Here is a 22,954-nt window from a genome sequence, read left to right as displayed (position 1 = left end):
TCAAGCCCAACAATGGCAAAATGCTCTGGAGTCATTGTTTTGACAAAGCGCGACCGATCTAAAAAGACTTCCGATAAAGCATCTGCAAAACATAAAAAATCGACATATAGTTTTCGTAAGTGGCTTATCAGTTTGTCGGTGCTGAGTTTTGTCCTAATTGGCGGGCTTGGCGCTACAGCATATTGGTTATGGCAATTGCCCAACCTAAATAATTCTTCTGTTCGTATTGATGTTCAGCGTGGCGATACGTTGACCAGTATGGCGGAGCGCTGGCAGCATGACGGCTGGTTACGCTCTGCGTTACTGTTGCGAGTAACTGCGCGCTTAACTAAGCAAACTCGCGTATTGCGCCCTGGCGAATACGACATCCCAGCAGGACTGACAAACAGCGAGCTGTTGTCGTTGCTTGCCAGTGCTAAAGCCGTTACATACCGCTTAACTATGATCGAAGGACGCTCTCTACGGGAAGCGCTTGCTGTTATCGCGAAAGCACCGCATCTAACCCAAGATATCGAGCCATTGACCACCGAGGCGGTTGCTAAGGTTATTGGTATTCAAGGCAATCCAGAAGGCTGGTTATACCCAGATACCTATGTGTATCAGCGCCATGAGACTGCGTCTGCCATTATCCTACAGGCGTATCAGCGAATGCAGGACAATCTCGCGGAAGCTTGGCAGAATCGGGCTTCTGGTTTGCCGTATCGCGATGCTTATCAGGCCTTGATAATGGCTTCCATCGTTGAAAAAGAAACGGGCGCAGCCTACGAACGGCCGATGATTGCAGGCGTGTTTGTGCGTAGGTTACAAAAAAATATGCGTTTAGAAACCGATCCGACCGTGATTTATGGATTGGGTCCAGAGTTCGATGGCAATTTAACTCGAACTCACTTGCGCGATAGCAGTAATCGCTACAATACATACCGTCGCCATGGTTTGCCGCCGTCACCGATTGCATTGGCGGGGCGCACGGCCATAGACGCTGCGCTGCATCCAAAAGATGGTGAATCTCTATATTTTGTTGCTAAGGGGGACGGCTCACATGCCTTCTCTGCGACGCTAGCGGCTCATAACTCTGCGGTAAGAAAATATCAAATGCGACGCCGAGAAGATTATCGTTCGGCTCCAAAAACAGAGCAGTAATTGTTTTACTGTTAACTAGCGAATTTGAAATCAACATTATGACGAATGACACCATGCAAGGTCGGTTTATTACATTTGAGGGTGGCGAGGGTGTCGGCAAGTCGACCAATATCGAATTTGCAGCACACTGGTTACATGAACGTGGCTTCGAAGTGATCGTAACCCGCGAACCGGGTGGTACTGAGATTGCGGAGCGTATTCGTAATGATCTATTGAAAGCGCATCACGGCGAAACCATGCAGCCACTTACCGAACTACTATTGGTATTTGCGGCTCGCGCTCAACATCTTCTGCAGGTTATTAAACCAGCATTAGAGCGCGGAGCTTGTGTGTTGTGTGATCGTTTTACCGACTCCACCATTGCTTATCAAGGGTACGGTAGAGGATTAGATCAAACCACCATTCACGCCTTAAAAGAATTAGTACAGCAAGGACTGGAGCCTGACCTAACCATACTGCTGGATGCGCCGCTGGATGTTGGCATGGGGCGGGCGCAGCGGCGCGGCCAATCCGCAGGTGAAGAAACGGATCGTTTCGAAGTAGAACAGCGTGCATTTTTTGAGCGTGTACAGCAAGGTTTTCAGGCGCTGGCCGCTAGCGAAACACGGTTTAGAATAGTTGATGCCTCACAGCCTTTGGCTGATGTGCAAACACAAGTGGTCATGCTTCTTGAGGAATGGGTGTGATTACACCTGCAGCCACTCATAACGCGATTAATGGCGCGGTGTTGCCTTGGCAGCAGTCGGTTTGGGCCGATCTCATCAAGCGTCATCGTCACAGCGGTTTACCTCATGCACTTATGCTTACCGGGCCAAAGGGCATTGGTAAGCACGACCTAGCATTGCACATTGCGCGTTGGTTGTTGTGTCAAAATCCTAGCGATGATGCGTGCGGGCAATGTCATAGCTGTCAACTTTGGGCGGCGGGTAGTCATCCTGATTTTCAGATTGGTCAGCCAGAAGAGGGCAGTCGACAAATTCGCATTGATACGGTGCGTCATATCAATGACTTTATTTCGCAGACGCCGCAAATTAGTCGCTGCCAAGTGGTTATTATCCGCCCTGTTGAAGTGATGAATACAAACGCTGCGAACGCCTTACTTAAAACCTTGGAAGAGCCGCCGGGTGAGAGCTTTTTGTTGCTTGAAACTGAGCGCTTTGGTTCTGTATTGCCGACTATTCGTAGTCGCTGTCAGCGTTTAGCCTTGGCGGCACCTAATGCCGATATGGCGTTGCAGTGGCTAACCGCTACTGGCGTACAAACGGCAATCGCCGAGCATGCTTTACGCATGAATAACAACGCGCCGTTAGCGGCTCGTGATTGGCTTTCCGGAGCCGCAGGCGATACGCAGCAGCGTTGGCTTGAGTTATTACTTCAATGGTCAAAAGGTTCTGCACCATTGCAAACGGTTGCCGACGGCTGGAGTAAGTTCGAGTTGGGCGATATTATCACTTGGTTTTACGGCTTAACCTGTGATTGCATGAAGGCCATGATGCAAGTGCCACATGAACATTTACTCTATGCCAATGCCGTCACAGAACTGTCGAGTTACGCTATGACCGACAAAATAAAGCTGATAACCTTGCAAGACAAATTACGGCTAACTAACGGGCAATTGCTGTCTGGTGCTAGTCATCATAATAAGATGTTGTTGGTCGAATCTTTATTACTCGACTGGCAAGCGTTACTCATTCAAAAGTCTGGGAGTTCGGCATGAGTTTAGGTGGCCGCAGCGGTATTTTATCTCTGACTATTAAGGATAAGGCTGTTTTATACGCAGCCTATATGCCGTTTATTCGCGATGGTGGGTTATTTATTCCCACCAGTAAACAGTATCAACTTGGCGACGAGGTATTTATGTTGTTGAAGTTGATGGAAGAGCCGGAAAAAATCCCAGTTGCAGGTAGGGTTGTTTGGGTGACACCAAAGGGCGCTCAGGGCAATAAAGTTGCAGGTATTGGCGTGCAGTTTACGGGTGATGATGAAATTGCTCGCGGCAAAATAGAAACTTATTTAGCGGGTGCCGTTAAATCTGATCGAATGACCCATACGATGTGATAATAGCCAAGGGTTACTTGGCTATTATCCAGACAATAAGCGCAGCGACCGCTGCGCCGACCAATACCCGCAACCACGGCGTTGCCTTAATTGCTTCTGATTGACTGATGTGGGCCTTGCCATGAATCATGGCTGGCACTAGGTTTTGTTTGCGCACTAGCTTGTAATAGGCAATTGCAGCAATGTGCACAACGATGAGTGTCATCAAGATACCAAAGCTTATTTCATGAATTTCAGCGCAAAGCCTACCAGTGTCATATGATACAAAGTCACTTAATGGGCCACCGTCAAAACCATCGACGTCGACAGCAAATAATCCCAAGCCAATTTGCAAAAGGATAAAACCTAGTAAGGCGATAACGCTCCATGCGCCTAATGGATTATGTCCGGCTTTTTCCGGGCGATTCTCATCATAGTTCGATTTAAAAATATGAGTGCGCGCATAATTTAATGCAGCTTTCGGAGAGCTAACAAAATTCGAGAATCGTGCAGTACGTGTACCAGCAACTCCCCAATACAGTCGAAACAACACAATGCCGAGCAACCCATATCCAGCGTAGCGATGCCATGTCATCTCGTGATTTTCACCGCTCCACCAACAGACAGCAAATAACAGAACCATTAGCCAGTGCCCAAGGCGCACTGGAATATCCCAAACGGGTTGTAGTGACGTGTTGTTTTGACTCATAGATCTACTTTTTTCCAAACGGCTAAGCAATATTAGTCAGCACGGAAGCTAGAGTGACAGTCGGAGCAGCTATCTTTAACCGCAACAACTGCAGCTTTAATGGATCCTTTGTCGTTGCTAGCTACTGCTTCGACTAACTCTTGCGATGTCCTTACTAGGTCTTGGCTGTATCCATCAAATTTGGTTGGATTTTTCCAGATGTAATCGAGCGCATCTGTGTCTAAGCCTGAGTCAGAACCACTGCCTTCAGGGAACCAAGTAGAAACATCTTTAGCGTATAGCGCTATCGTACCGGCAGCACCGCTCATGGCATTAGCATCAGGAGTATCATCACGAAGCTGGGTGCGGAAAACCTTCATGGCGCCTCCCATTTTTTTAAATCCGTGTTGGCGAGTATCAATAACGTCTGCTGCCGAAGAGGCATCAGCTGCAAATGAGGTCATGGCACTGCACGACAAGGTAAGAGCAATACCGATAACGGCTGTGTGTCGCAAGAAATACGAATTCTTCATAAAGCTTCCTCTAGAGAGTGTTGAAATACGGCCGCAAATGTAGCTTTTCCTTTGTACTCCTTGGCTGTGGCTATATCCATTGCACTGACACCTTTACTATTAGGGATGTCGGCATTGGCCCCATGCTGTGCAAGTAAGGTTAGCATCTGGTGCAGATCATCGCTGGAACTTGTTTCAAGTACAATGTGCAGCGGGGTTTGGCCATAATTATTGCTGATATTGGCATTGGGTGATAATGCAAGGGCCGTTGCCAAAGCTTGAGGATTATTACTGCCTGCAGCGGCGAGAGTGATGTTGTTACCGTGTTCGGAAGTAACATTTATATCAACGCCAGCACTGGCTAACATCTTCATTATTTCGCCATAGCCATGCTGTGCAGCGAGAAGAATCGCTGGGGTGAATGGTGGGTCGTAGGGCGCGGTTTTGAAATTGCTTTCATAGCGCCATTTAACTAGAGACTCTCCTGTTGGGATATTTAAATCCGCTCCCTTATTTATCAATAGTTGAACCAGTGCAGGTTGATTAGCTAGCACAGCAGCATGCAATAGTTGCTGCCCATTGCGATCGAATGCCGTTAGATCAGCCCCTCGTTTTATTAATTCTTGAGCAATAAGATAATTGCTTTGGTACATAGCTAGTTGCACCAAGGTGGTATTTTCTGGGCCAATATGACTGAGATCGGCGTTAGCAGCTAACAGCGTTAAAGCTGTTTCTGGTTTACCACTTTTAACGGCGAAGAATAAAGCAGTAAACCCTGCATTAGTAACCTGATCAATATCAGTGCCGTGTTTAATTAATAACTTTACTGTATCCATTTTATTGTAGGCAGCCGCTCTCATTAGTGGCGTTTGGCCTTTTTTATCGCTCAAGTGGATGTCTGCTTTCATTTTTAGCATGCGTTTTATGATTTTGCTCGAGGCGGTGCCGGCACAAAGAGAAAATGACGAAATACCTTCACTGTCAATGGCGTTGATATTTGCTTTCGCTTTGAGTAGTAATTCAATTATTTCATTGTGACCGTACTGGCAAGCCAGACTCAATGGCGTGAAGGTCGTTGCAGAATTTTGTAAATTAGGTTTCGCCCCATGCTTTATCAGTATTTTTACACTGCTTGGGTTTTGACTTTCCACAGCCCAGGCTAATGGCGTTGAACCATCGGCTAGTAGCTGATTCGGGTTGCTACCATTGTCCAGAATATACTCGACCTTGTTGGGGTCTCCTAGGCGGATCGCAGTAAGAAGTTCTTCGCTATCATTTTTTTTGGCGGCCAAGGCAGCTGAACTTATGACATAAAAAACTGAAAAAATAATTATATTTAACATAGAGGTCATGGCATTAAATCCTAGGCTGACAGCTCATGTAAAAGACCCGTGCTATCTCCAAACGACTCAGCTGGCACGCCTAGCTTATTGATCATCGACAGCATTAAATTACACATCGGTGTATTTTTTTCGACGGCAATATGTCGATTACCTTGTAGGCCTCCGCCTGCAATAATGGCGGGTAGGTTCATGTTGTCATGTGCATTAGGTTCTCCTAAACTCGCTCCGGCCATTAATAAAGTGCTGTCGAGCAAACTTGTTTCACCGTCTTTGGTTGAACTCATACGCTCAAGGCAGTAGGCAAACTGTTCCATATGATGGCGATTTATTTTAACGAGCTTGGCAATTTTTTCTGGATTGCCGCCGTGGTGACTGAGACTGTGATGTGAGTCGGGTACGCCTATGTCGGGATAGGTACGATTACTTAATTCGCGTCCCAGCATAAATGTACAAACACGCGTCATGTCCGTTTGCAATGCTAAAACTTGTAGATCAATCATTATCTTCACGTGGTCTTCGAACGAGTTTGGAATGCCTGCCGGCATCATTAAGTCGCCAGCACTTGTGTCTATTTTTTGCGAGCTGGCTTTCTGGATGCGACGTTCAACGTCACGAATAGAGGCTAAATATTCTTCCATTTTGCGTCGATCATTCATCCCCATCTTGTTAGTTAATCGCGCGGCATCTTCGCGTACAAAATCGAGAATACTTGATTTACGTTTAAATTGAGCCTGCCTGCTTTCTTCGTCTAGCGCCATGCCATCGCCAAATAAACGTTCAAATACATCACGCGGATTTACGGTTACGGGAAGCGCGACGGTAGGGCTGCGCCACGACAATGTGTTGGTATAAGTACAGCTATAACCAATGTCGCAGCTGCCAAGTAAGCTAGAAGGCTCAATACCAAGCTCAAGTGACGCTAACTGTGTTTCGGCAGCAAAATGATTGGCTACGACCTGATCCATGGAAATACCACATTGTAAATCCGAACCTTCTGTTCGTTTAGGGTGCGCGCCAGTGAGGTAAGCACCGCAGCTGCGACCATGACTGCCCGGGCCATCACCGAGTGCACTGGCGTTGTAATGAGCTAAACCGGAAATAATAGTAAATTGATTCCGATAGGCTGCTAACGGCTCCAATATGGGTGTCATAGCGTAATTCATCCCTGTAGTTAATGGCGTAAAGCTATCCATGCTCATACCATTTGGCGTATAAAAAACACTGAGGCGTTTGGGTTTATTCTCAAGGGTGTTTGCGTATGCTACGGGTGCAATCGACTCCAATAGTGGCAAAGCGATACTCGCACCAAGCCCGCGAAGAAGTGAACGACGGCTGATTGATAAAGTGTCTTTCATGCGTCAGGTGTCCTGCGTAGATTAAATGGTTCGCTATTCACAATGGCTAAAATCAGAGTTTGGATGCGATAGTTGTCATCAGCGGCGGTTTTGGCAATGGCTCTAACCTTAGGTTGATCGTAAGGCTCTAGACCACGTCCTAAAGCGTAGGTTAATAATCGCTGAGTAAATGCTTGAGTAAATTGGTCTTTTTGCTGCAATAAAATATCTTGCAGCCCGCCCAGCGCTTCAAACTGCGTGCCGTCAGGCATAACTGCCGATGAATCAATTATTCGGCCCGTATCGTATTGACGATATGCACCAACCGCGTCGAAATTTTCTAGAGAAAGCCCTAGAGGGTCCATTTTGGAATGGCATCCGGCGCAAGCAGGGTCTTCCCTATGTATTGCCATTTGTTCTCGGGCATTTAATTCTTTACCACCTTGGTTTGCTATTAGTGCAGGAATATCGGGTGGAGGAGGCGGAGGTGAAGCAGCGAGCAAATTATCGAGAATCCATTTTCCACGTTTAACAGCAGAGGTGTGATTGCCGTATGAAGTGACCGTTAAAATACTACCTTGGCCAAGTAAGCCACCGCGACCATCAGAAGGTGAAAGCTTTACTTTACGCATCGCGGGGCCACTGACATTTTCAATATTATAATGCCGCGCTAGTCGTTCATTAATAAACGTGTAATCACTGCGAATAAAATTAAGCAAGCTGGCATTGTTGCGCACAATATCGGCAAAGAACCATTCACTTTCGTCTAACATGGCTTGGCGTAGTGGCACATCAAATTCAGGAAATTCGAAAACGTCCGGACGTTGATATTCTAGATTTCGTAAATAAAGCCACTGGCCGGCGAAGTTTTTGGTTAATGCAATTGCTCGTTCATCATTTAGCATGCGATTAACTTGTTGCTTTAAAATCTTCGGCTGGCGCAGTACACCGTTATTAGCAGCCGCTAGCAATTCGTCATCGGGCAGGCTACTCCATAAAAACAAGGCCAAACGCGAAGCGAATTCAACATCGCTAACAGGGTGTACTGTTCCTAGCTTGCTATCTTCTGGATCTTGTTCAAACAAAAACAGAAAGCTCGGTGCAACCAGTAGAGCTTGAATTGCAGTCGCAATGCCATGGTTGAAATCCGCGTCGTTTTTGACGTCTTTATAAATAGCGTAAAGTGGTTGTGTATCGCTTTTATTAACAGGCCGGCGGTAGGCTTGCTGCACTAAGTTTGTGATTATTTCTTCTGCGCATTCATCTTCTGTTGAAGCCGTTTCGGGAAGACAATAGAATATTTTATCGCGGCTTGGTGTTTTACCAGGGCCTGAAGCATTGAACGGTCCATCGATATTCATTTCTAACACATCGCGCAAGAAATTAACTTGAGCAAACCGAGGCGTCATATAATAAGACGACACATCTACACTGCCGACGCGAGCACCATCGACGACAAAGTCTAGCGTCATGCTTGTGGGGGGGAGCGTCGGCAATACAACGATGTCAGTTGTGTTGTGAAGCGTTTGCACTGTTTCATCCAAGGCAAGCCGCTTGCGAAATGTCATGCCAATGTGGTGCGGACCTGCGTTCAATGGCACTTCTATACTGACGTAATTTTCTAGTAAGCGATCCACTTCATTATTGGTATTTGCGTTTAAATATCCTCCAATTTTATAAGTGCCGTCATGCGGAGCGTAGTACGAAAATTCGCCACCACCACGTGAATTTAGCGGTAGGTAGTCGCTCATGCGATGATTATATGAGGGGATGCCTTGATTCATAATTGAACCATCTTTAGGCAGTGTATATATCGTCGAAAATGGTTCGTTGGGCCCCAACCCAACCGCAAGCTTGCTGATTTTGCCTGCAACGCGAATGTAGCGCTCCATTAAAGTTGGCGAAACAGTCAATACATCGGCAATATTATCGAAACCATACCCTGAGTCGTCTGCGGGTAATTCATCTTTAATGTCGATATCCAGTCCCAGTAAATCTCTCACGGCATTACTGTATTCGGCACGATTCAAGCGGCGAATGGTCGAGCGGCCTGGGTTAGGATTTTCAATGCTGTAGTTGTCGAGTGACGTCTGAAGCCATGAACTGAATTCTTTATGCTCGGATGCGCTGGGTTGTGGTTTGTTTACTGGCGGCATTTCTCCGCGCGTAATCATACTCAGTATTTTTTCCCACGAGCCAAGGTCATGCCCCTTAGCTACGCTCTCGGCTTGCACCATAGATAAAGACCAATTGCCCGACATGCGCTCGTCGTTATGGCAGCGCGAACAATAGGTATCTAAAAACTCGTCGGCTTCTAATGCTTGATTTGCCGCCTGCGCGGTAAATGATCCACAGAATGTAGAAGCTACTGCGATGTAAGTGATACACATACAAGTGCGGAAACTACTCATTCGGTCGTAGTCAAACCGACGGGGGCCAAGTATTACCTTCATTCTTGCCTCTAAAATAAGCGCAGTTTGGCAACATCCTTGGCCAGTAGCAGAAAGGGCGATATTGCCCAATCGCCGATATTGCATCTTCAATGCCAAAACTTGACTTATTGGTCAGATAAATCAGTAGTCATATTTAGAGGGCTATAAAATCAATAGTTTAGAAGGATTTTATTAATATTCTTGAATGGGCTAGGTAGGTAATTAAACGACTTAAACGATGGCTTTTGGTGCGATAAATGGATTCCTGCACCAATACGAAACCCAAACAAACGGACCAATCAGACCTGTGGCGCCTCGCTATATTTGTTATAGACTTCCGCCGAAATTCACACCCGAGTGAATCACTTCGTGCAATGAAATACGGCCAATACAGAGGATGTTATGAAGTCGAACTTATTAAAAGCGTTTATTCGGCAGTAAGAGCGCAAGTTAATAATTACGTGTTAATTTAGCCCGATTGTCGCAATTACTGCTGTGCGACAATCGGCTTAAATCAACTAATTAGGATTTACTAATCTCGTTACAGCATCCAATGCGTCATCCAATACTTCTTTAGTGGTGTGGAAGTGCGGAGCAAAACGTATACCGCCTCCGCGACTAGCGCACACAACACCAATCCCCATCAATTGCCGATAAAGTTTTTCGCTGTCGACATGTGAAAAACGAAAGGTAATAATCCCTGATCGGCCTTCGGCGTGAACTGGCGTTAAGATATTCGCTCCAATGCCTTCTAAGCCGCTGCGCAGATAAGCGATATTGCTGGCAATCTTTTCTTGAATGACATCCAAGCCGACCTCTAACAACAAGTCTGTGCTTGCGGCAAACGCAAACGCGGCGAGCATATTTGGACTGCCACATTCAAAACGACGTGCCGTTGTTGCTGGTTGCCAATCTTTGCGGCTGTAGTCTCCTAGGTGTTCTACCATGTGCCAGCCAAATTCACTTAACGCTAATTGATCCATAACGTCAGGGCGCACATAAAAGAAGCCTAACCCCTCAGGGCCAAGCAACCATTTGTGACCGTCAGCCATGGCAAAGTCAGCCTGAATATCCGCAACTGAGAATGGACCTGTGCCTACCGCTTGAATCGCATCGACGCAAAACAGTGCGCCGTGCGCGCGACACGCTTCGCCAATACGCTTTAAATCCATCGCAATGCCAGTGCCATATTGCACTGCACTGATAGATACTAAACGCGGGGATTGTTGTATTGCGGCTATCAGCTCTGCCTCAGGATCATCGCCATCAACACTGACGGTCTTAACGGTAACTCCCTTATTGCTGAGCGATTCCCAAACGATACGATTTGAGGGGAATTCTTGATCGCTAATCACTACGACATCGCCAGACTTCCAATCCAACCCATACGCAACGAAAGAAAGTGCTTCTGAGGTGTTTTTGACCAACGCGATATTGTCGGCAGGGGCATCAATTAATAATCCAAGATTTTCACGAAGACGGTTTTCCGTAGGAATCCATTCGGGGTAATGGCTAGCGCCAAGCCCTGCATTTTCGTTAGCAAACTCAATAACGGCCTTACGTGATCGGTCTGGCCAAGGTGCAACAGCCGCATGATTTAGGTATATGCATTCTTGATTGACTGGGAATTCTTCGTTCCACCAATCGGTCTCGCGGTGGTTGACCTTCCTTGAATCGCGCGTCATCTAGCTATCTCCTAAATTCATTTACCGTTCGCTGTGGTGATATGGGGAATCTTGTCGTTGTAGCTCACGTGTTTCCTGCGTACTGTTGACGTTTAAGTTACGCGTCATCACCTGTTAAGATACGCTTCATACTATACAAGGATAAGCAGAGACTCCATGTTGCAGACACCCGAATCGACTCAGAGCACCGTTACTGGCCAGAATTTCGAAATCTCCCGCAACCCCGCGTTTCTTCATTTGGATGCAACTCCGGTTGAATCGCTCAATGTTGTTATTCATCGTTATCAGCACAAAAAGACCGGCGCTGTTCATTTTCATATGCAGTCGGATTATGAAGAAAATGTATTTCTTGTAGCGGTGCGGACCATGCCACACGACTCAACGGGTGTGGCGCATATTTTAGAACACACAGCCTTGTGCGGCAGTGAGCGTTTTCCGGTGCGCGATCCGTTTTTCATGATGACGCGCCGCTCGCTTAATACCTTTATGAACGCCATGACCAGTAGCGACTGGACCGCGTATCCATTTGCTTCACAAAACGCTAAAGATTTCGATAACCTGCTTGATGTCTATTTGGATGCGGTATTTTTCTCGCGTTTAGATCCACTCGATTTTGCCCAAGAAGGTCATCGCGTTGAATTGACCGATAATGAAGATCCAGCGTCGCCGTTAGAATATAAAGGCGTAGTCTTTAACGAAATGAAGGGCGCGATGTCATCGACGGTATCGCAGCTTTGGCAGGGCATTAGTAGCTATTTATTCCCGACCACGACCTACCATTACAACAGTGGTGGTGAACCAGCCGCGATTACCGACTTAAGCTACGACGAATTGGTTGCGTTCTATCGCAGCCATTACCATCCATCCAATGCCATTATCATGACCTTTGGCAATATGGATGTGACGGCGCTGCACGACAAAATTGATAGCCAAGCGTTAAGCCGCTTTGAACGCCAAGATACTCAGTGGCATGTGCAGCCAGAAAAACGTTACGCGGCACCGGTAGCGGTTGAGTCTGCTTACGGCGTCGATAGCGATGACGTGAGTGCGCAAACCCATCATGTTATCGGCTGGCTATTGGGTGATTCGATTGATTTGGATGCCCAGCTTGAAGCAAATCTTGTTAGCCAGGTATTGCTGGATAACAGCGCCTCGCCATTGCGCAAAGCACTGGAACAAACCGAATTAGGTGGCTCGCCATCGCCTCTGTGCGGGCTGGAAGACTCCAACCGCGAGATGAGCTTTATGTGCGGCATCGAAGGCAGCGAGCCAGAGCATGCAGCCGCCGTTGAGCAGCTGGTGTTGGATACCTTGAAGGAAGTGGCCGAGCAGGGCGTTGCCCAAGATATCATCGAAGCCGCGTTGCACCAGCTCGAATTGCACCAGCGTGAAATCGGTGGCGACAGCTACCCTTATGGCTTGCAGCTAATTTTTAACGCCTTGCCTGCGGCGATTCACTACGGTGATCCAGTTGCCTTAGTGAACCTTGATCCAGCGCTTGAGCGCTTGCGTGCAAAAATTCAAAACCCTCAATTTATGCAAGAAGCCGTAACACGCCTGTTGCTGAATAATCGCCATCGTGTGCGCTTTACTTTGAAGCCTGATGCCGGATTGAACGCTGAAGCTAAACGTCTTGAGCAGGCAAGTCTAGAAAGTATGAAAGCAGGCATGAGTGACGCTGATATCGCTGCCGTCCAGGCACAAGCTAATGCCTTAAAAGAACGTCAAGAACAAGAAGATGATCCGGGTTTGCTACCCCAGGTAACGCTGGATGATGTGAAGCCGGATTTAAGCTATGTTGCGCCGAGCAAAGAGCATACGGTTGGGTTACCTACGGCTGAATACGTTACTGGAACCAACGGCATTATCTACCAACAGTTGATGACAGAGCTGCCAGCGTTAACCGCAGAACAACTTAGCTGGTTGCCTTACTTCACTCAGGTTTGGACTGAAGTTGGCGCGGGCGGTCACGACTATCTAACTCAACAGCAACGTCAAACGGCCATCGTAGGTAGCCTAACTTCCTACGCGTCGATGAAGGCGAATATATCCGACTGCGATAAGATCGAGGGTTATCTTGTGATGTCGGGCAAGGCGCTTGGCAGTCAAGCGGACGCCTTTAGTAACTTGATGAAAGAAACATGGCAAGCCCCTGTTTTTAATGAAGAAAAGCGTTTGTTGGATTTATTGAATCACGCCAAATCCCGCAAAGAGCAAGGCATCACTGGTGGTGGCCATTCCTTGGCGATGTCGCTTGCCGCTGCACCGCTGAACCGCACTGCAAACTTCATGAATGAGCTGGCAGGCTTGCCGCAAACTCTGCGCGTGAAACAGCGTGCCAAGCAAGCGAAGGAAGACGGCGCTGGTGCAATCAGTGCAATGATGAGCGACGTATTTGGTCGCTTGCGCACGACACCGGATGCCGCCTTGTTGGTTCACGATGAACAAGCTGCAGAAAGTCATGTTAGTAGTCTTGGTCGAAACTGGACGGGTGTTAGTGAATTAGCCGCTAGCCAAATTGAATGGTCGCCGGTGGCAAGCTCGACCTATTGGATGGTCGATTCACAGGTCAACTTCTGCGCCTTGGCGATATCGACCGTTACCATGACGCACGAAGACGCTGCGCCTTTAGCCGTATTAGGTGGCGTATTGCGCAACGGCTATTTGCACACAGCTATTCGTGAGCAAGGTGGAGCATACGGTGCTGGCGCGACTCAAGACTCCGGTTTGGCTTGCTTCAAGTTCTATTCGTATCGTGATCCGCGTGTTGAAGAAACTTTCCGCGAGTTCCGTAACTCTATCGACTGGGTGCTGGAACGCAAAGATGGCGATGAGCTGGTTGAGCAGGCGATACTTGGTATTATCGGCGGCATGGATCGCCCGGGCTCGCCAGCAGGTGAGGCTAAGCAGGCGTACCATATGGATAAGACCGGTCGCACATATGCATTACGCCAAGAGTATCGCCAGCGCTTGCTAGCCACTCGTTGGGCCGATGTGCAGCGCGTGGCCAAGCAGTATTTGCAGGGCCAAGATGGCAGTATGGCTGTTGTGGCGCCACGCGGTACGGATGCAATGGCCGCTAAATTAGGCTTGATCGCAACCGACTATTAAGCAGATTGATTTAGCAGATTAATCCAAATGACACTGCCGGCATTAATGCCGGCTTGTTTATATCGGACAGGCACAAATACAGGCATGGTATGAAAAGGCTCAATCACTTGGCGTTGCCACCGACTTCTCGGGGTTTGCGCATCGGCTGCTTAATCGGCTTTATGTTTACTCTCGCAGCTCAGGCGGAACCGCAAAATCCAGTCACCTCGTTACAAGCTGCAACCACTGATGCCAATACATCGTTGAGCATCATTAAAGCAACGGATCGCAGTGGCCAACAATCGCAAGCACGAATAGAAAAGCTTGATGACGCAACACTGTCGCGCTTGGCGGATACTCGCCGAGCATTGGGCGAAGTCGCGCAGTTGCGGTTATACAATCAGCAGATGGCGCTTATCGTTGCCAATCAGCAAGAAGAACTGGCAGGTTATGATTCGCAGATAGCAGCCATTGATCAAACTGAGCAGGGCATATTGCCGCTCATGGTACGCATGATCGACGACCTGCAACGTAACACAGAACAAGGCTTGCCGTTTTTGTTAGATGAACGCCAAAGCCGGATAGCGCTACTGCGGGACATGCTTCAGCGCGCCGATGTATCCGTTTCAGAAAAATACCGCCGAGTGCTCGAAGCTTTTCAGATTGAACATGAATACGGACGCACCCTTGAGGCTTATCGCGAGCGAGTAGACGGCCAAGCCTACGACATGCTCCGAGTCGGTCGAATTGGTTTGTATCGTTTAAGCCAGGATCAACAGCAGGCTTGGACTTGGCTTATGAGCAGTAATGCCTGGCGCGAACTTCCGAGCGACATGCTGGCCGATATTAAGCAAGCCTTTAAGGTCGCGCGCCAAACCACAGCCCCGCAATTAATTACCGTGCCGTTAGCGTCGCCGCTTGTTCAAGGTGAAGCGGAGAATACAAGCAAGGAGGGCGGTGATGTTTAAGCCATTAGGTCGAGTCTCGTTCGCTACTTTATTCGTGCTCGGGCTTGCCGGAGCATTGCCTTCAGCCGTTCAAGCCGCGGATACCGATGCGGTGAACATTAGAAACGCCAATATCGAACTCTTAACCAGTGCCAATCAGTGGCAGGGCGCGGAAGCAGAGATCAATCGCGCACGTGAAGCCGCGTTCAAAGCGGATCTTGCACAGCAAACCGAGTTGCTAACAGCGGCCAAACAAGCACTTGCGACTGAAAAAGCACGTGCCCAAGCCCTAAAAGAGCAATTCGATAGCAACGACAAAGCCCTGCAAGAAGCCGCTGAAGCCTTGCGTTTGCGCACCGGTAATCTAGGCGAAATGTTTGGTGTGGTACGCCAAGTTGCAGGGGATTTGCATTCGGTATTAGACACTAGCCTGACCCGCATTGATGGCGGTTATCCTGCCGATCTTAATGCGTTGGCGGAAGCCAAACGCTTGCCTGCCATCCCAGAACTAGAAGCACTGTGGCACACCTTTCAATTGGAAATTACCCGAGCCAGCGAGATTCGCCAGTTAACCGCGCCGGTTACCTTGCTTGATGGCACAACGGCCCAGCAAACCGTCGTGCGCTTTGGCGCTTTTAACGTGGTTACAGATCCGCTTGCGGAAAAACCTGGCTATTTATTATGGGATGACGAGCTGAAGCAGCTGTCGCAGCCTGTGCAACAACCTGATGAAGCCAGTTTGCTCAGCGATTACCCCATGAGCGCATCTAACGGTTTTGCTGCCGTCGCACTTGATCCCAGCCGAGGTGCCTTGCTTGGGCTGTCGATGGATGCCCCGACGTGGAAACAACGGATTCAGCAGGGTGGCGAAGTGGGCTACCTGATTCTTGTCATAGGCGCAGCTGGTATTTTATTGGCGTTATGGCGCATTGCCATGCTGGGATTGATTGGCCGTGGCGTCAGCAAGCAACGAGCGAACATGCTCACGCCAACCGTCGACAACGCCCTTGGGCGCGTCTTGTTAGTCGCAAAAGATATTCCGCTCAATCACGATGCCGAGTTAATCGAAGCGCGTTTGAACGAAGCGGTATTGCGCGAGTTGCCGGCATTAGAACGCGGCCAATCCATTATTAAATTATTAGCAGGCATTGCGCCCTTGCTCGGTTTGCTGGGTACTGTGACTGGCATGATCGCGACGTTTCAGGCGATTACCACTTACGGTACAGGGGATGCCAAGTTGATGGCTGCCGGGATTTCCCAAGCCTTGATCACCACGGTGCTCGGCTTAATAGTCGCTATTCCGTTATTGCTAATGCACAACTGGGTGGCGTCGCGCAGCCGTGCTTTAGTGCAAGTTTTGGATGAACAATCAGCAGGACTCATGGCAGAAGCGTTAGAGAAATCAAACGAGAAGTCGCATGTTGCCTGAATGGTTAAGCGAGTTTATCGCCCGCGGCGGTTTTGTCTTATATGGCGTGCTGTTGGCTGCACTGCTGTTGTGGAGTTTGATTTTAGAACGCCTGTGGTTTTTCTATCGCGATCAACCACAGTTAATGCAACAGCTAGAGCAGCGGTGGCAGCAACGAGGCGAGCATCAAAGCTGGCAGGCTCGACGTATTCGCCAATATTGGTTAAGCGAGTTTCGCGCACAGGGTGAGCGTTGGCTGTCGCTAATTGCAGTGCTGATCGCTGTGTGTCCGCTACTGGGCTTGTTGGGCACAGTGACGGGCATGATTAGCGTATTTGATGTACTTGCGGTGACAGGCACGGGCAATGCGCGGGCGATGGCCTCTGGTATTTCTCAAGCTACATTGCCGACGATGGCGGGCTTAGTAGTGGCCTTGTCTGGCTTGTATTTTAAATCGCGATTTTCACGCTTGAGTACCCGAAACGAACGGCATCTAAACGAACGCTTAAGTTCGCACCAAGGGCTAGAACTGCGGGGCGGCAATCATGGCTAAACGTCACGTTAATAACGATGCCGACGGCGCGGATATCGATATCACGCCAATGCTCGATATCGTCTTTATTATGCTGATCTTTTTTATTGTCACGACCTCGTTTGTAAAAGAGTCCGGCATCACCGTTAATCGCCCGAGTGCAGAAACGGCCGAACAAAAAACGGGCAGCAATTTATTGGTAGCGATTCGTGCTAATGGCGAAATCTGGATCGACAGGCGCGTGGTTGATGTGCGCTCCGTTAGGGCCAATATCGAACGCATGAAAGCCGACAATCCCGAAGGCGCGGCGATTATTCAAGCAGATGAATTTGCCCCTAGCGGCTTGCTAGTAAAAGTGATGGACCAAATTCGATTAGCCGGAATAACTAATATTTCTATTGCTGCAAGAGAAGCCCCCTAATGGTGATTGGCTGGTTGCGAATCCCGCTTGCTCTGTTGGCAGGAACTTTGGTTGTCGCTGGTTTGTTTTGGTTAATGAGCCGTATGGTGCTTGCGCCTGAACAAACCTACGAGCGCGCCGATAACTCAGCGCAAATCAACTTTATCAGGCAGCAAAACGATAGCCAGACCCGCACTCGCCAGCGCGAATTGCCGCCGCCACCGGCGGATGCACCACCGCCACGACCACCACTAGCCACCGCGCAAACACTAACGCCACCGACTCCATCCTTGGTTGATATGCCGCAATTCACACCCTCGTTCGTCGTGGGGGGTGGTTCTCGTGGTGACGCTGGGATTGCCGGGTTTGGGGTTGGTGATTCTGATGCTATGCCATTGGTGCGAATGCCTGCCACCTATCCTGCTAAGGCGAAAATGCGTGGTATAGAAGGGTATGTGACCGCGCGTTTGAGTATTGGTGCTGATGGCTCGGTTACTCAGGTTGAGGTTGTTAAGGCTGAACCTGCCGGTATTTTCGAACGTGAAGCGATTCGCGCTATGTATCGCTACAAGTTCAAGCCCAAGGTGGTTGATGGTGTTGCTGTAGAGCAACAGGCAACGCAAACTATCGACTTCGTGCAGAGCAAATAACGATGGATATTCGAACTTTGCGATACGCATTCCTATCGTTACTGCTCTTTCTTTGCCTAAGCAAGTCCGTCATGGCTGATTCGCTATCGCCTGCAACGTATCGCACTCTGGAACAAGTGCAAACGGCAATGAGTGACGGTGATTGGTCGGGTGCAGACCGTGTTCTTGAAAAATTGATTCAAGACTTGAATCCTGGGTTGGGCTTGGCATTGAGCTATCAGATGCAGGCGCAAATTGCGCTAGCACAAGAACGCATGGCCGATGCTGAGCAATCGTTGGAAAACGCCTTGGCTTTGGATGCCTTACCGCCGGATCAACAGCTCAACCTTAGTAGTAATTTGGCGCAGATTTATTTGGCAGGCCAAGAAAGAAGAGGGCAGCAAACTAAAAAGGCTGAAAGCCTACTGTCTAAGGCTATTGCCACTGCTGAGAGCCAGACCATAGCCGTTCCGCCATCCACCTATGCGCTACTGGCGATTTGTCTGCAACTACAACAGCGCTATGGCGAATCCATTCCTTGGCTTAATAAAGCGATCAATATCCAAGTTGCTCTGCAGGGGCTACCGGAAGAAAACTGGTTGGTGATGCTGGCGTCAGCCTTGTACCAAACTAAAAGTTACAACAAAGCCGCACAGGCTCTTGGACAACTCACAACTCTCAATCCAAATAACGAGAATTACTGGCTACAGCGCGCATCCATGTACCAATTGCTAGAGCAGCCGCAGCAGCAGTTGGCGGTGTTAGAGTTAGGCTATGCTGGCGGGTATCTAACCCAAGAAGGCTCACTGATTGCTTTGGCGCAGCTGCTTATTGCGCAGGGTGTGCCGGAACGAGCTGCACGGTTACTGCAACAATGGTTGGCGGATAACGACAAGAAATTAACCGTGAGCGATAGCGAAGCTAATATGAAATTGCTGGCAACAGCGTGGCAGCTTGGTCGTGAAGATGACGATGCCGCGAACGTGTTAAGCCAAACAGCAATCAAAACCAATGACCCGCAACTGGCGTTTTATGCCATGCAGCTCGCGGTGCGCCGCAGTGATTGCGTAGCAGCGGAAGGCTTTCTCAGCCAAGCGCAGGAATTAGGCATCGAATCCAACAAAAAAGGCGATGGACTGTTAATGGTTGGCGGTTGCGCCTTCGATAGCGGCGACGAAAACACCGCTCGCCGCTATTTTCAACAAGCGCTGGGGGTGCCAAGTAGTGCGGTTATAGCCCGGCAGTGGCTCGCTTATTTACCAGAATAAGCAAAGAAACCTAGGAATCCGCACTAACCATGCGTCTGTCATGTTGTGACGCTAGAAACGTCTACATTGCGTTGATTACAAATTTTAACAAAATTGGTAATATCGCCTTAGCTTAGTTAGTTGTCTTTGTCGTGTTGCAATAAATGGATATTCTATGAATCAAACTCGTCACCTCCTGCTTTTGAGCGTTTGCACATTGGTCCTTACCGCTTGTGGTGGTGATGGTAACAATACAGCTGACTCCGCCATAATTATCGCACCTACTCCAGATCTATCTGCGCAAAATCCGGATAGCGACGGCGATGGCGTTCCAGACGAGTTAGATGCTTTTCCCAATGATGCAAGTGAAAGCAAAGATACCGACGGTGATGGTGTTGGCGATCTTGCCGATGCCTTTCCAAATGACGCCAAAGAAACATTAGATTCGGATGGCGATGGCGTTGGTGACAATGCGGATGTATTTCCTAATGACCCTTCCGAAACGAAAGATACTGATGGTGACGGAGTCGGTAACGTTGCCGATGACCTGCCGTTTAACGCATCAGAAACTATTGATACCGACAAAGATGGTTTTGGCGACAACTCAGATGCATTCCCAAATGACGCCAGCGAATGGGCAGATACCGATGAAGATGGTGTTGGTGATAACGCCGACGCCTTCCCCGAAGATCCGATAGAAACGGTTGATACCGATATGGACGGTGTCGGTGATAATACTGATGCATTCCCCAATAATCCAAGTGAGTGGGCCGATAGTGATATGGATGGCGTTGGTGATAATACCGATGCATTTCCTTACGACGCTAACGAAACGCTCGATTCTGATGGCGATGGTGTCGGTGATAACTCAGACATATTCCCTACTGACGGTTCTGAATGGGCTGATAGTGATATGGACGGCACTGGCGATAACGCCGATGCATTTCCTAATGATTCAAGCGAAACATTAGATTCTGACAATGATGGTGTCGGTGATAACGCCGACGTATTTCCGACTGATAGCTCTGAGTGGGCAGATAGCGATATGGACGGCACAGGCGACAACGCCGATGCATTTCCAGAGGACCCAATGGAAACTGCCGATACTGATAGTGATGGTGTCGGTGATAATGCAGATGCTTTCCCAAATGACAGCACTGAAATAACCGACCTCGATAACGACGGTGTTGGTGATAATGCCGATGTTGATAACAACAATAACGGTGTTATTGACGTTGCGACGCTAGAACAGCTGGATTGGATAAGAAATCAACCCGACGGCACCGGTCGCAATAAGGGTGATGGCCCTAGCGCTGCGGGTTGTCCTGGCGGTGTATGTAATGGATACGAACTGACCAGCGACTTGGATTTCGATACCAACGGCAATGGCGTATTGGATGCAGGTGATAGCTACTACGACCCTTCAGGCGACGGCTCTAATTTAGGTTGGCAGCCAGTTGGAAATTTTGAAACGCCATTTTCCGCGACATTTGATGGCAATGGTTTCGAAATTCGCAATCTCTATATCAATCGACAAACTCAAGATGATGTCGGTCTGTTCGGTTATGTAAGCGGCGCAACGTTGATTAATGTCGTGCTTACTGGTGATTTAATGAGTGTTACTGGCCGCGATTATGTCGGATCTTTAGCTGGCGGTGCTTATTACTCAGCGCAAATTTCAAACTGCCACTCAACGGGTGCTGTCGTCGGTAATGATGTCGTAGGAGGTTTGGTCGGCGATGCTGAATATTCAACCGTGGTTAAGCAAAGTTATGCCATAGGTGATGTTGCTGGTCGTGATTACGTTGGTGGTTTAATTGGCTTGGTTTACGAATCCGTTCAGGTGAGCACCAGTTATGCTGCAGGCGCCGTGACTGGCAGTTCGTTTGTTGGTGGCGTTGTCGGTTATATCGAAAACTCCCTATTAAATAGTGGTTACGCAAGCGGTTCTGTGACCGGTGACGATAATGTCGGCGGCTTAGTTGGAATTACGTATAACGCTGGCAACATTAGCAGTAATTACGCTGCTGGCGCTGTGTCTGGTACTTACCGTGTTGGTGGGTTGATTGGTTACGCCAGCGAATTCACTTTGAGTTCTAGTTATTGGGCGACCGACGTAACAGGTCAGGCATCTGGTGTAGGGCTTAATTACAAGGATGAAGGTGTCATTACCGAAACTCTTGGTGCAACCGTTGCGCAGCTTGAGTGCCCAGAAGCTGCAGACGACACCGGCTGTTTTGTTGGTAACACACTCTACAATGGCTGGGATGCAATCGACGATGACAATAATGGTGCGACGGCTGCAATAACCCCTTGGGTTTTTGGCTCAAATTTAGATTTGCCGGTATTGCAGGCTAATTGATTTAACTTTTTGATTAATAAAAATAGTGTAATCACTGTCAAAAAAAGAGGCTGCAATCGCAGCCTCTTTTTTATTAAATTGAATTTTAAAATCAATAGATGTTATTTGAATTCTGACCAAATCGGCGCGTGATCAGAAGGCTTTTCTGTTCCACGAATATCGTAACTAACACCGGCAGCAGTGCAGGCTTGATACAGCGGTTCGGTAACCAAAATGTGATCAATACGCAGACCGCGTTTTGGCGTGTCTTCAAAACCTTTTGAGCGGTAATCAAACCAACTAAAGATATCGTTACTGGTAGGGTAGTGCTTACGGTAAGAATCTTTTAAACCCCAAGCTAATAGGCGCTCGTACCATTCACGCTCTTCCGGTTGAAAACTACATTTTCCCGTTTTTAACCAACGCTTGCGGTTCACATCACCGATACCGATATCGCTATCCTCTGGCGAAATATTCATATCGCCCATAATTACAACGCGATCCGTCGGCGTAAATGTCTCATTCAGATAGCGCATTAAATCGGCATAAAATGCGCGCTTTGCAGGAAACTTGGTTTCATGATCAATGCTTTCACCTTGCGGGAAATAACCATTAATGACGTGCCATAGTTCTCCATCAATACGGTAGGCCGCATGAATTACACGTCGCTGAGCATCCTCGTCCGCCCACGGCCAACCCTTCTGCACAAACTCAGGCGCTTGCTTGCTTAGCAACGCCACACCGTAATGACTCTTCTGACCAAAGAACTCCGCGTGATAACCCAGCGCCTCGATATCCGCCAACGGGAATACTTCATCGTGAGCCTTAGTCTCTTGAAGGCCGACAACATCGGGATCTAACTGATCACGAATGGCTTCTAGTTGATGCGGCCGAGCACGCACACCATTGATATTAAAACTCACAATCTTGGCCATTAGACGATCCTTAAATTTCTAAGGCCATGATGATAGGAATAACCACGTCAGAATGGAACTGTTAGTTGGGTAGTGGTTTTGGAGGTGTTTTAATATTCGATGCTTTTGAGGGGGCGGCTCAGTCGGTTTATCGCATAACTAGATTGTTGTATGAAAACAATGATTGGATTTTTTACTATACCGCGAGCGTTGCGGGCGCTTTTCAAAATTGCGCCAGATAGGTATCCTCGATGCCTTCTTACAATAATCAAAAA

At 48.4% G+C, this 22,954-nt stretch carries 19 protein-coding genes; 12 read left to right on the top strand and 7 right to left on the bottom strand.

Going from position 1 to position 22,954, the window contains the following annotated elements:
• From mltG to UXZ23_RS00900, 4 genes are all read left to right on the top strand, one after another.
• Positions 1–1,140 (top strand): endolytic transglycosylase MltG (gene mltG, locus UXZ23_RS00915; protein WP_320818783.1); only part of this gene is annotated, 1,140 nt, incomplete at its 5' end.
• Between the two features lie 53 nt (positions 1,141–1,193).
• Positions 1,194–1,826, top strand: coding sequence for a dTMP kinase (tmk, locus tag UXZ23_RS00910; RefSeq protein WP_414491373.1), 633 nt, complete (start codon positions 1,194–1,196; stop codon positions 1,824–1,826).
• On the top strand, positions 1,823–2,857 hold the full coding sequence (locus tag UXZ23_RS00905) for a DNA polymerase III subunit delta' (protein ID WP_320818781.1): 1,035 nt from the start codon (positions 1,823–1,825) through the stop codon (positions 2,855–2,857). Before tmk ends, UXZ23_RS00905 begins: the two co-directional genes overlap by 4 nt.
• The gene (locus tag UXZ23_RS00900; protein ID WP_015486810.1) at positions 2,854–3,198 is read left to right on the top strand and encodes a PilZ domain-containing protein; all 345 of its coding nucleotides are present in this window, start codon (positions 2,854–2,856) and stop codon (positions 3,196–3,198) included. The genes UXZ23_RS00905 and UXZ23_RS00900 overlap by 4 nt, the downstream gene beginning before the upstream one ends.
• A gap of 13 nt (positions 3,199–3,211) precedes the next feature.
• On the opposite strand, the gene UXZ23_RS00895 is transcribed toward UXZ23_RS00900, so the two are convergent.
• From UXZ23_RS00895 to UXZ23_RS00870, 6 genes are all read right to left on the bottom strand, one after another.
• Entirely contained in the window at positions 3,212–3,886 is a 675-nt protein-coding gene (locus UXZ23_RS00895; protein ID WP_320818780.1) for a cytochrome b/b6 domain-containing protein, read from the bottom strand.
• Positions 3,887–3,918: 32 nt separating this feature from the next.
• The gene (locus UXZ23_RS00890; protein WP_320818779.1) at positions 3,919–4,398 is read right to left on the bottom strand and encodes a cytochrome c; all 480 of its coding nucleotides are present in this window, start codon (positions 4,396–4,398) and stop codon (positions 3,919–3,921) included.
• On the bottom strand, positions 4,395–5,729 hold the full coding sequence (locus UXZ23_RS00885; protein ID WP_320818778.1) for an ankyrin repeat domain-containing protein: 1,335 nt from the start codon (positions 5,727–5,729) through the stop codon (positions 4,395–4,397). Before UXZ23_RS00885 ends, UXZ23_RS00890 begins: the two co-directional genes overlap by 4 nt.
• Positions 5,730–5,740: 11 nt before the next feature.
• The gene (locus UXZ23_RS00880) at positions 5,741–7,075 is read right to left on the bottom strand and encodes a DUF1552 domain-containing protein (RefSeq protein WP_320818777.1); all 1,335 of its coding nucleotides are present in this window, start codon (positions 7,073–7,075) and stop codon (positions 5,741–5,743) included.
• On the bottom strand, positions 7,072–9,507 hold the full coding sequence (locus UXZ23_RS00875) for a DUF1592 domain-containing protein (protein WP_320818776.1): 2,436 nt from the start codon (positions 9,505–9,507) through the stop codon (positions 7,072–7,074). The genes UXZ23_RS00880 and UXZ23_RS00875 overlap by 4 nt, the downstream gene beginning before the upstream one ends.
• Before the next feature lie 497 nt (positions 9,508–10,004).
• A complete protein-coding gene (locus tag UXZ23_RS00870) occupies positions 10,005–11,171 on the bottom strand; it encodes an aminotransferase class V-fold PLP-dependent enzyme (protein WP_320818775.1) in 1,167 nt (388 codons plus the stop codon).
• A 156-nt stretch (positions 11,172–11,327) separates the two neighbouring features.
• On the opposite strand from UXZ23_RS00870, the gene UXZ23_RS00865 reads away from it, so the two are divergent.
• The 8 genes from UXZ23_RS00865 to UXZ23_RS00830 all read left to right on the top strand — a co-directional run bounded on the left by UXZ23_RS00865 (position 11,328) and on the right by UXZ23_RS00830 (position 21,786).
• On the top strand, positions 11,328–14,282 hold the full coding sequence (locus UXZ23_RS00865) for an insulinase family protein (protein ID WP_320818774.1): 2,955 nt from the start codon (positions 11,328–11,330) through the stop codon (positions 14,280–14,282).
• Between the two features lie 89 nt (positions 14,283–14,371).
• Positions 14,372–15,229, top strand: coding sequence for a DUF3450 domain-containing protein (locus tag UXZ23_RS00860; RefSeq protein ID WP_320818773.1), 858 nt, complete (start codon positions 14,372–14,374; stop codon positions 15,227–15,229).
• A complete protein-coding gene (locus UXZ23_RS00855) occupies positions 15,222–16,637 on the top strand; it encodes a MotA/TolQ/ExbB proton channel family protein (RefSeq protein WP_320818772.1) in 1,416 nt (471 codons plus the stop codon). Before UXZ23_RS00860 ends, UXZ23_RS00855 begins: the two co-directional genes overlap by 8 nt.
• Positions 16,627–17,169 carry a MotA/TolQ/ExbB proton channel family protein gene (locus UXZ23_RS00850; protein ID WP_320818771.1) on the top strand — a complete coding sequence of 181 codons (543 nt, stop codon included), beginning with the start codon at positions 16,627–16,629 and terminating at the stop codon, positions 17,167–17,169. Before UXZ23_RS00855 ends, UXZ23_RS00850 begins: the two co-directional genes overlap by 11 nt.
• The gene (locus UXZ23_RS00845; protein WP_320818770.1) at positions 17,162–17,569 is read left to right on the top strand and encodes a biopolymer transporter ExbD; all 408 of its coding nucleotides are present in this window, start codon (positions 17,162–17,164) and stop codon (positions 17,567–17,569) included. The genes UXZ23_RS00850 and UXZ23_RS00845 overlap by 8 nt, the downstream gene beginning before the upstream one ends.
• Complete coding sequence (locus UXZ23_RS00840) at positions 17,569–18,198, top strand: energy transducer TonB (RefSeq protein WP_320818769.1); 630 nt, start codon at positions 17,569–17,571, stop codon at positions 18,196–18,198. The genes UXZ23_RS00845 and UXZ23_RS00840 overlap by 1 nt, the downstream gene beginning before the upstream one ends.
• 71 nt (positions 18,199–18,269) lie before the next feature.
• Complete coding sequence (locus UXZ23_RS00835; RefSeq protein ID WP_320818768.1) at positions 18,270–19,445, top strand: hypothetical protein; 1,176 nt, start codon at positions 18,270–18,272, stop codon at positions 19,443–19,445.
• A 154-nt stretch (positions 19,446–19,599) separates the two neighbouring features.
• The gene (locus tag UXZ23_RS00830; protein WP_320818767.1) at positions 19,600–21,786 is read left to right on the top strand and encodes a GLUG motif-containing protein; all 2,187 of its coding nucleotides are present in this window, start codon (positions 19,600–19,602) and stop codon (positions 21,784–21,786) included.
• Positions 21,787–21,887: 101 nt separating this feature from the next.
• Here the strand turns inward: UXZ23_RS00830 and xthA are convergent, their stop codons facing one another.
• Positions 21,888–22,700: an exodeoxyribonuclease III gene (xthA, locus tag UXZ23_RS00825; RefSeq protein ID WP_320818766.1), complete on the bottom strand. Its 813-nt coding sequence runs from the start codon at positions 22,698–22,700 to the stop codon at positions 21,888–21,890.
• Between the last annotated feature and the right edge of the window lie 254 nt (positions 22,701–22,954).

Origin of the sequence: Thalassolituus sp. (assembly GCF_034111725.1) — a bacterium.
Lineage (GTDB): Bacteria > Pseudomonadota > Gammaproteobacteria > Pseudomonadales > Oceanobacteraceae > Thalassolituus.
The sequence above is the reverse complement of the archived record's forward strand: the minus strand, read 5'-3'. Positions and strand labels throughout refer to the sequence as shown.

Coding starts and splice junctions, on each gene's coding strand:
- tmk (WP_414491373.1), top strand. CDS start 1,194: ATGCAAGGTCGGTTTATTACATTTGAGGGTGGCGAGGGTGTCGGCAAG.
- UXZ23_RS00900 (WP_015486810.1), top strand. CDS start 2,854: ATGAGTTTAGGTGGCCGCAGCGGTATTTTATCTCTGACTATTAAGGAT.
- UXZ23_RS00895 (WP_320818780.1), bottom strand. CDS start 3,886: ATGAGTCAAAACAACACGTCACTACAACCCGTTTGGGATATTCCAGTG.
- UXZ23_RS00890 (WP_320818779.1), bottom strand. CDS start 4,398: ATGAAGAATTCGTATTTCTTGCGACACACAGCCGTTATCGGTATTGCT.
- UXZ23_RS00885 (WP_320818778.1), bottom strand. CDS start 5,729: ATGACCTCTATGTTAAATATAATTATTTTTTCAGTTTTTTATGTCATA.
- UXZ23_RS00880 (WP_320818777.1), bottom strand. CDS start 7,075: ATGAAAGACACTTTATCAATCAGCCGTCGTTCACTTCTTCGCGGGCTT.
- UXZ23_RS00875 (WP_320818776.1), bottom strand. CDS start 9,507: ATGAAGGTAATACTTGGCCCCCGTCGGTTTGACTACGACCGAATGAGT.
- UXZ23_RS00870 (WP_320818775.1), bottom strand. CDS start 11,171: ATGACGCGCGATTCAAGGAAGGTCAACCACCGCGAGACCGATTGGTGG.
- UXZ23_RS00865 (WP_320818774.1), top strand. CDS start 11,328: ATGTTGCAGACACCCGAATCGACTCAGAGCACCGTTACTGGCCAGAAT.
- UXZ23_RS00860 (WP_320818773.1), top strand. CDS start 14,372: ATGAAAAGGCTCAATCACTTGGCGTTGCCACCGACTTCTCGGGGTTTG.
- UXZ23_RS00855 (WP_320818772.1), top strand. CDS start 15,222: ATGTTTAAGCCATTAGGTCGAGTCTCGTTCGCTACTTTATTCGTGCTC.
- UXZ23_RS00850 (WP_320818771.1), top strand. CDS start 16,627: ATGTTGCCTGAATGGTTAAGCGAGTTTATCGCCCGCGGCGGTTTTGTC.
- UXZ23_RS00845 (WP_320818770.1), top strand. CDS start 17,162: ATGGCTAAACGTCACGTTAATAACGATGCCGACGGCGCGGATATCGAT.
- UXZ23_RS00840 (WP_320818769.1), top strand. CDS start 17,569: ATGGTGATTGGCTGGTTGCGAATCCCGCTTGCTCTGTTGGCAGGAACT.
- UXZ23_RS00835 (WP_320818768.1), top strand. CDS start 18,270: ATGGCTGATTCGCTATCGCCTGCAACGTATCGCACTCTGGAACAAGTG.
- UXZ23_RS00830 (WP_320818767.1), top strand. CDS start 19,600: ATGAATCAAACTCGTCACCTCCTGCTTTTGAGCGTTTGCACATTGGTC.
- xthA (WP_320818766.1), bottom strand. CDS start 22,700: ATGGCCAAGATTGTGAGTTTTAATATCAATGGTGTGCGTGCTCGGCCG.